We start from the raw sequence: 6721 nt of genomic DNA on the forward strand, positions 1-6721 counted from the left end.
GATCAAGGGTTGCGCTTGCTTTGGTTTAACCTGAGCGACTTAGTTTTTGCTGCGCTTTTTTCTGGCTTGAGATTTTAGGTTCGACAGCAACTCCTTGATTGTTTTTTGAGTTACCCCTTGACAATCAAGACAGTCGCTACAGCTACAATATTACTAGGCGATCGAATGTTCCCGGAAATTCATGAGTCAATCCCCCGTTACCGATTCCCTAGAAATTATCCTGACAAATATCACGGAAAAATTAGTATAGTAAATTCGTAGGTCGGGTTGAGGCAACGAAACCCGACATAAATCCTCTAAATACGGTTATTAAAAGCTGATTATCTATTGCCCCTTTTGCCTTTCCTCATAAGTAGGGTTTGCGGCAAAAAGTACGGGCGAAGCATTCGGATAGAAAATCTCCAGTTTCACCGATAGGTTATTGCCCGAATGCTTCGCCCCTCTGAGTAACGCACAGAAAACGGGTTTCTCCGAGAAACCCGTTTTCTACTCATGTACTCATGCAAAAAGATGTTTTTTCATCAAAAAAAACTCGATCGCATTTAAGTGATCGAGTCCAGAAAAAACAGACTAATTATTAATAGTCGAAGTCACCACCGCCGGCGGGAGGAGCGGATTTTTCTTTTTCCGGTTTATCCACCACAATACACTCGGTAGTTAAAACCATACCGGCGATAGAAGCGGCATTTTGTAGGGCAGAACGAGTCACTTTCGCAGGGTCAACGATACCCGCCTCAAACATATCGGAGAACTCACCGGTAGCGGCATTATAACCGACATTAAAGGGCTTCTCTTTCACCCGTTCGGCAATAACTGCACCGTTTTGGCCGGCATTTTCAGCGATCCGTTTTAAGGGGGCAGCAATGGCGCGAGAAACGATTAAAGCACCGGTTAATTCTTCATGGTGTAGGGTTTCTTTAGCCCAGGTTTCCAATTGGGGAGCCAGGTGAGCTAAAGTAGTACCACCCCCGGGGACGATACCTTCTTCTACGGCTGCTTTAGTGGCGTTAATTGCGTCTTCTAGGCGCAATTTGCGGTCTTTCATTTCCGTTTCCGTAGCGGCACCGACTTTAATCACTGCCACACCGCCGGCTAATTTAGCCAGACGTTCTTGCAGTTTTTCTTTATCGTAGGAAGAATCGGTTTCCTCGATTTGACGGCGAATTTGCTCACAACGGGTTTTCACTGCCACGTCGTTTCCTTCGGCGACGATGGTGGTGGTATCTTTGTTCATGGTGATACGGCGGGCCGTACCTAAGCTGTCAATTTTAGTGGTTTCCAGTTTTAAACCCGCATCTTCGCTGATTACTTGACCACCAGTTAAGACGGCGATATCTTCTAACATCGCTTTTCTGCGATCGCCAAATCCGGGAGCTTTCACCGCAGTGACGTTAAGAACACCGCGCAGACGGTTAACCACCAGGGTTGCCAAAGCTTCTTTTTCGATGTCTTCGGCGATAATTACTAGGGGTTTGCCTTGACGGGCAACTTGTTCGAGAATGGGAACCAAATCCTGTACTAAACCGATTTTTTTGTCGGTAATCAGAATAGCGGGATCCTCAAAAACGCATTCCATGCGCTCGGTGTCGGTGACAAAGTAGGGAGAGATATAACCTTTGTCAAAACGCATCCCTTCGGTGATTTCTAGTTCGGTGGTCATCGATTTCCCTTCTTCTAGGGAAATTACGCCTTCTTTACCGACTTTATCCATGGCCGAGGCGATCATTTGACCGACTTCATCATCGTTACCGGCAGAGATAGCGCCCACTTGTGCGATCGCTTTGGAGTCTTCTACGGGTTTCGCGTGTTTGGCGATTTGACTGACGAGGAAATCGGCAGCCTTATCGATACCTTTTTTCAGAGAAATCGGGTTAGCACCGGCGGCGACGTTGCGTAAACCTTCTTTAACGATAGCATGGGCGAGAACGGTGGCGGTAGTAGTACCATCACCCGCTACATCGTTGGTTTTTGAGGCGGCTTGGCGAATTAAAGCCACACCGGTGTTCTCGATATGGTCTTCCAGTTCGATTTCTTTAGCGATGGTGATACCATCATTGACGATTTGGGGCGCGCCAAATTTCTTTTCGAGGACGACGTTACGACCTTTGGGGCCAAGGGTGACAGCTACCGCTTCGGCCAGAAGATCCATGCCTTTTTCTAAGGCGCGACGGGCATCTTCGTTGTAGATAATAGATTTAGCCATAATGTATCGTTATTCGTGCAAAATAGGGGTTTTCAAGGGTAGATGATTAGGAAACGGCGGCGAGAATGTCTTTTTCGGAGAGGAGAACGAATTCTTCGCCACCAAGTTTGATATCGGTTCCGGCATATTTGGAGTAGAGAACTTTGTCACCCACACCTACTTCTACGGGGGTCCGGCTACCGTCATCGTTGCGTTTGCCGGGGCCGACGGCCACGACTTCCCCGATTTGGGGTTTTTCTTTAGCGGCATCGGGAAGGAAAATACCACCGGCGGTTTTTTCTTCGCTGGGGCTAACTTTGACGAAAACTCGATCGCCTAGGGGTTTAACAGTTGTTACGTTGATGCTGACTGCAGCCATGGAATATCCTCCGTTTGTCTTGTATTTGGGTAAGTGCTTTTTCCAGATTAGCACTCTTACCTTCCGAGTGCTAATTTACCGAAATACAAGGACCCCTGACAACGGCTCGATCGGTACGGGTTTCCGAACTATGGTGTTAAGCCATAGCAGTTATCTTAATGGTGAGGTACAAAGTTTTCCTTTTGCGTCGGAGTGCGGTTGTCCATAACCTTCATATTTTAGCTCGAATGGGGATACACCACGAGGAGAAAGTGAGCTAACATAGCACCTTTTAAGTCAACTATCTTGCTCCCACTTCTCTTGACAATAAATTGATTAATTCATGAAAGGAATTAGAAGTTTATTGGCGTAAAATTTACGCCAATAAACTTGGCTCTGGGACATCCAGATTAATTTTGGTTTTTCAATTTAAACCAAGTATTTTTACTCAGTGAGCTATTACTGAATCGGTGTTCTAGCAAAGAGACCAACACAACCAATCTTTATTATTAAAAATTAACCTTTTTGGCTATTGACAATTGAGCCATTTTGTGATGGTTTTTCGGTTAATTTTTGAGCGAGATTTAAGATATCGGAGGGGAGCATAATCACGGTACTGGTGTTATTTTCCGCTCCAATTTCCGTTAACATTTGTAGGCGGCGTAATTCCAAAGCGGCGGGATTTTCCATGATTAATCGGGAAGCTTCCGCTAATTTTAGGGAGGCTTCCTGTTCTGCGGCAGCTTTAATCAAACGGGCGCGTTTTTCTCGCAATGCTTCCGCTTCCTTGGCCATGGCCCGCTGCATACCGGTGGGAATTTCCACATCTTTCATCTCCACCCGTTCGATATCGATGCCCCAGGGTTCGCTAATTTCATCGACAATTTGTTGGACTGCATGGTTAATTTTGTCTCGTTTTTGCAAGACATCATCGAGATGATTTTGACCAACTACATTTCTTAAAGTGGTCATGGCCGCTTGATAAACGGCCGCGGGATAGGATTCGACTTTATTAATCGCTTTGCTAGGGTCGATAATGCGATAGTAGAGAACCGCATTAACCTTAATTGTGACATTATCGGCGGTGACAGTTTCTTGCGGGGCAATATCAACGGTTTTGGTGCGAATATCCAGCTGCATTTTTTGGTCAACTAGGGGAATGATCCAGTACAGTCCGGGGCCTTTGGTGTCTTGATAACGTCCTAGGCGAAAGATAACACCACGCTGGTATTCTCGATCGATTTTAAAGCCATTTAACCCCAGAATGCCGGCTATCAACAGCAAGGGTGCTAAAAATTCCATATTAATTACCAGTTATCGGGTTCAAGTTAATCGGTGCGCGGTGAGATCTCAAGGACAATCTCCTCGCTCCTGACCACTAATACATTCATTCTAGAGATTAACCGGGCTGTCGGGGAAACTCATGACGAAATATTACAGATTTTTAGGAATTGCCTAACCAGCAGAGATGACTCGACTTCCAGACCCCGACCTGAGATAAACTACAGAATGTTATCAGAATTTACCTTGATATTATGAGCGTAGTTAGCCAAGTCATCCTCAAAGCCGACGACGAACTTCGTTATCCTAGTAGTGGTGAACTACAGGGTATCGGGCAATTTTTAAAAACCGGTGAGCAGAGAATTCGCATTGCCGAGACTCTCGCTGAAAATGAGAAAAAAATCGTCGATCAGGCTCAAAAACAACTGTTCAAGAAACGTCCCGATTATAGAGCGCCGGGGGGTAATGCCTACGGTCAGCGTCAATATAATCAATGCTTGCGCGATTATGGTTGGTATCTGCGTCTAGTTACCTATGGGGTATTAGCCGGAGATAAAGGACCGATCGAACAAACCGGCCTGATCGGGGTCAAAGAGATGTATAACTCTCTTAATGTTCCCGTCCCCGGCATGGTGGAGGCGATTCGTTGTCTCAAAGAGGCCGCTTTAGCTCTTTTGACTCAAGAGGATGCCGTGGAAGCAGCTCCCTACTTCGACTTTATCATCCAGTATATGTCCTAAGCGATCGGGACAATCCCAAGGGTCTGAAGTCTGAAAAGGGGCAATTTTCCCCTCTTTCAGGGTTCAGGCTTGACTTTTTTCAGTGATCAGTAAACAGTAATCAGTAATCAGTAAACAGTGAAAAGACAGTAGGAAACTGCCATTTTCAGTGATCAGTGATCAGTAAACAGTAATCAGTAAACAGTGAAAAGAAAGTAGGAAACTGCCATTTTCAGTGATCAGTGATCAGTAAACAGTAATCAGTAAACAGTGAAAAGACAGTAGGAAACTGCCATTTTCAGTGATCAGTAAACAGTAATCAGTAATCAGTAAACAGTGAAAAGAAAGTAGGAAACTGCCATTTAATACTGCTTGCTTAATACATAAGTACCTAAGCAAAATTAATTACACATCCAAACCGTCAGCAGTTACTCCGTCAGCTTTTTGCTGTGATCAGTAAACAGTGAACTAAAAACTCAAATCTGATCCCGTCTCCTGTCTCCTGTCTCCTGTCTCCTGTCTCGACTGGGAAATTAATTTTGCATGACTACTTACTGCTCACTTAATACTCAAAACTGATAACTGATAACTGATAACTGATAACTGATAACTGATTATGTTTTGGCGCATTATACTACTTACTTTTCTGATTCCATCGGTCTATGGGGTGTTTGGCTGGTCGATCGCCCATGAGCGTTTATCATGGAGTGATTGGTTAGTTGTCCGCGGTGATGAAATGAATTGGACTCTCACTAGCGAATGGCTAGAAATCATCATCTATACCCTAGCGGTGGGGGTTATCCTCTCAATTGCCCTAGGATTAACTTTGTTTAGTCACTTAATGCCGCTATTTTTCCGCAGTTGGTTTAAAAACGATATTAGCGCTGTATTATCAATTCTCGGCTGGTCTTTGGCGGTAGTCTTTATCTTCCACAAGTGGGCGGTATTTAGTCGAGTGTTAATCCTATTAGCTGCTACTATCCTCGGTCGTCTAGAACTTCAGGAAGCAGGTTACAATAGGTGGCAAGTTTTCCTGATGATCACCATCCTCTGCTTAGGTAGTTTTGGCTTGGGCATTTGGGCTTATAATCTTTGGGGTCAAGAATTTCATCGAGTTACTACTGATTAATCTTATCTGGTGCGTGGGGTGCGGATTACTAATTTTGGTTTTTCATGCCAAGGTTATCGCCGCCAACACGCACCCTACAAAATTGCTTATCTCTAATTGTTAAAAAGTATGCCAAAAAAAAATAACGATACGCTCAAACGAGTCTTAATTGTTTCCTCTGGTTTAGTATTTCTGGCTTTAATGGTGGTGCCAACTTTAGGTTTACTGAAAAATAATAATTCTAATTCTACCCAAGGCAATCAACCCGGGCAAGAGGCAACTATTCCTCCCGAAAAATTAGCAGCAATGGTCAAAGGTTACGAGAAAATTCTCGAACGTGAACCGGATAACCCCACTGCTTTGCAAGGACTGGCGGAAGCTCGCCTACAGTTAAAAGATTTTATCGGAGCCAGAGAACCTTTAGAAAAGTTATATCAAAAATATCCCGACAATCTGGAAGTTATGCTGGTTCTTTATGGAACAAGATTACAAACTCAAGACGTTTCTGGGGCGAAAAGTCTCCTAGAAAAATTAGTCAAAGACTATCCCCAAGAACCAAAATTTAAAGAAGAATTAACTCGCTTAAATCAAGCGATTGCGGCAGCTTCCCAACAGCAAACCCCAGAACCTAAAAAGTAATGAAAAAAGAATTAATTATCGAAGCTGGGGGAACTAAAAGACAATATCGAGAATTTTTTATTTCTTGACTTGGCGCAATTATCGGCATTGCTTGGGCATTACTGCGGCGTTTCTTCGGTAAATTAGCCCGTTTGCCTAGGGATGGCGCTGCCCCAATAAGCTAGGACGCATTCTAAACGCCTATCCTTAGATTAGCTGAATCTCCCCCGCCCCCCCAACCCCCCCGACATCGGGGGGATTCTTGCCTCTTGCAAGAGTGCCTCATCTCAACAAGCAATTTAAATTTGCGGGCAGCGGCTCTCCCAGCTTTGGTGGGTAAAATGTATTCTAAGATACATTTCTCAAGAGCGAGGGGGTGGAACGAACCACAAAGACACAAAGGACACAAAGATCGATCGATCCTATGTCAATTAAACTTATCACACAGAACCTAG

General features: G+C 44.5%; 6 protein-coding genes. 3 read left to right on the forward strand and 3 right to left on the reverse strand.

Features of this window, described 5'->3' with window-relative positions; genetic code table 11:
• Window positions 1-577: 577 nt before the first annotated feature.
• The 3 genes from groL to ACE1AQ_RS03790 form a co-directional block, all read right to left on the reverse strand.
• On the reverse strand, window positions 578-2203 hold the full coding sequence (groL, locus tag ACE1AQ_RS03780; protein ID WP_002804201.1) for a chaperonin GroEL: 1626 nt from the start codon (window positions 2201-2203) through the stop codon (window positions 578-580).
• A gap of 46 nt (window positions 2204-2249) precedes the next feature.
• Window positions 2250-2561 (reverse strand): co-chaperone GroES, encoded by a 312-nt coding sequence (gene groES, locus ACE1AQ_RS03785; RefSeq protein WP_002737272.1) that lies wholly within the window; start codon window positions 2559-2561, stop codon window positions 2250-2252.
• Window positions 2562-3056: 495 nt separating this feature from the next.
• Window positions 3057-3842: a slipin family protein gene (locus ACE1AQ_RS03790; RefSeq protein ID WP_008199944.1), complete on the reverse strand. Its 786-nt coding sequence runs from the start codon at window positions 3840-3842 to the stop codon at window positions 3057-3059.
• A 233-nt stretch (window positions 3843-4075) separates the two neighbouring features.
• On the opposite strand from ACE1AQ_RS03790, the gene ACE1AQ_RS03795 reads away from it, so the two are divergent.
• The 3 genes from ACE1AQ_RS03795 (at window position 4076) to ACE1AQ_RS03805 (ending at window position 6287) form a co-directional block, all read left to right on the forward strand.
• Window positions 4076-4561: an allophycocyanin subunit alpha-B gene (locus ACE1AQ_RS03795; protein ID WP_008199947.1), complete on the forward strand. Its 486-nt coding sequence runs from the start codon at window positions 4076-4078 to the stop codon at window positions 4559-4561.
• A gap of 595 nt (window positions 4562-5156) precedes the next feature.
• Entirely contained in the window at window positions 5157-5669 is a 513-nt protein-coding gene (locus ACE1AQ_RS03800; protein WP_008199954.1) for a hypothetical protein, read from the forward strand.
• Between the two features lie 108 nt (window positions 5670-5777).
• Entirely contained in the window at window positions 5778-6287 is a 510-nt protein-coding gene (locus tag ACE1AQ_RS03805; RefSeq protein ID WP_110544002.1) for a tetratricopeptide repeat protein, read from the forward strand.
• Window positions 6288-6721: the final 434 nt, after the last annotated feature.

It is taken from the genome of Microcystis sp. BLCC-F209 (assembly GCF_041928595.1).
In the GTDB taxonomy this organism is placed as follows: Bacteria; Cyanobacteriota; Cyanobacteriia; order Cyanobacteriales; family Microcystaceae; genus Microcystis.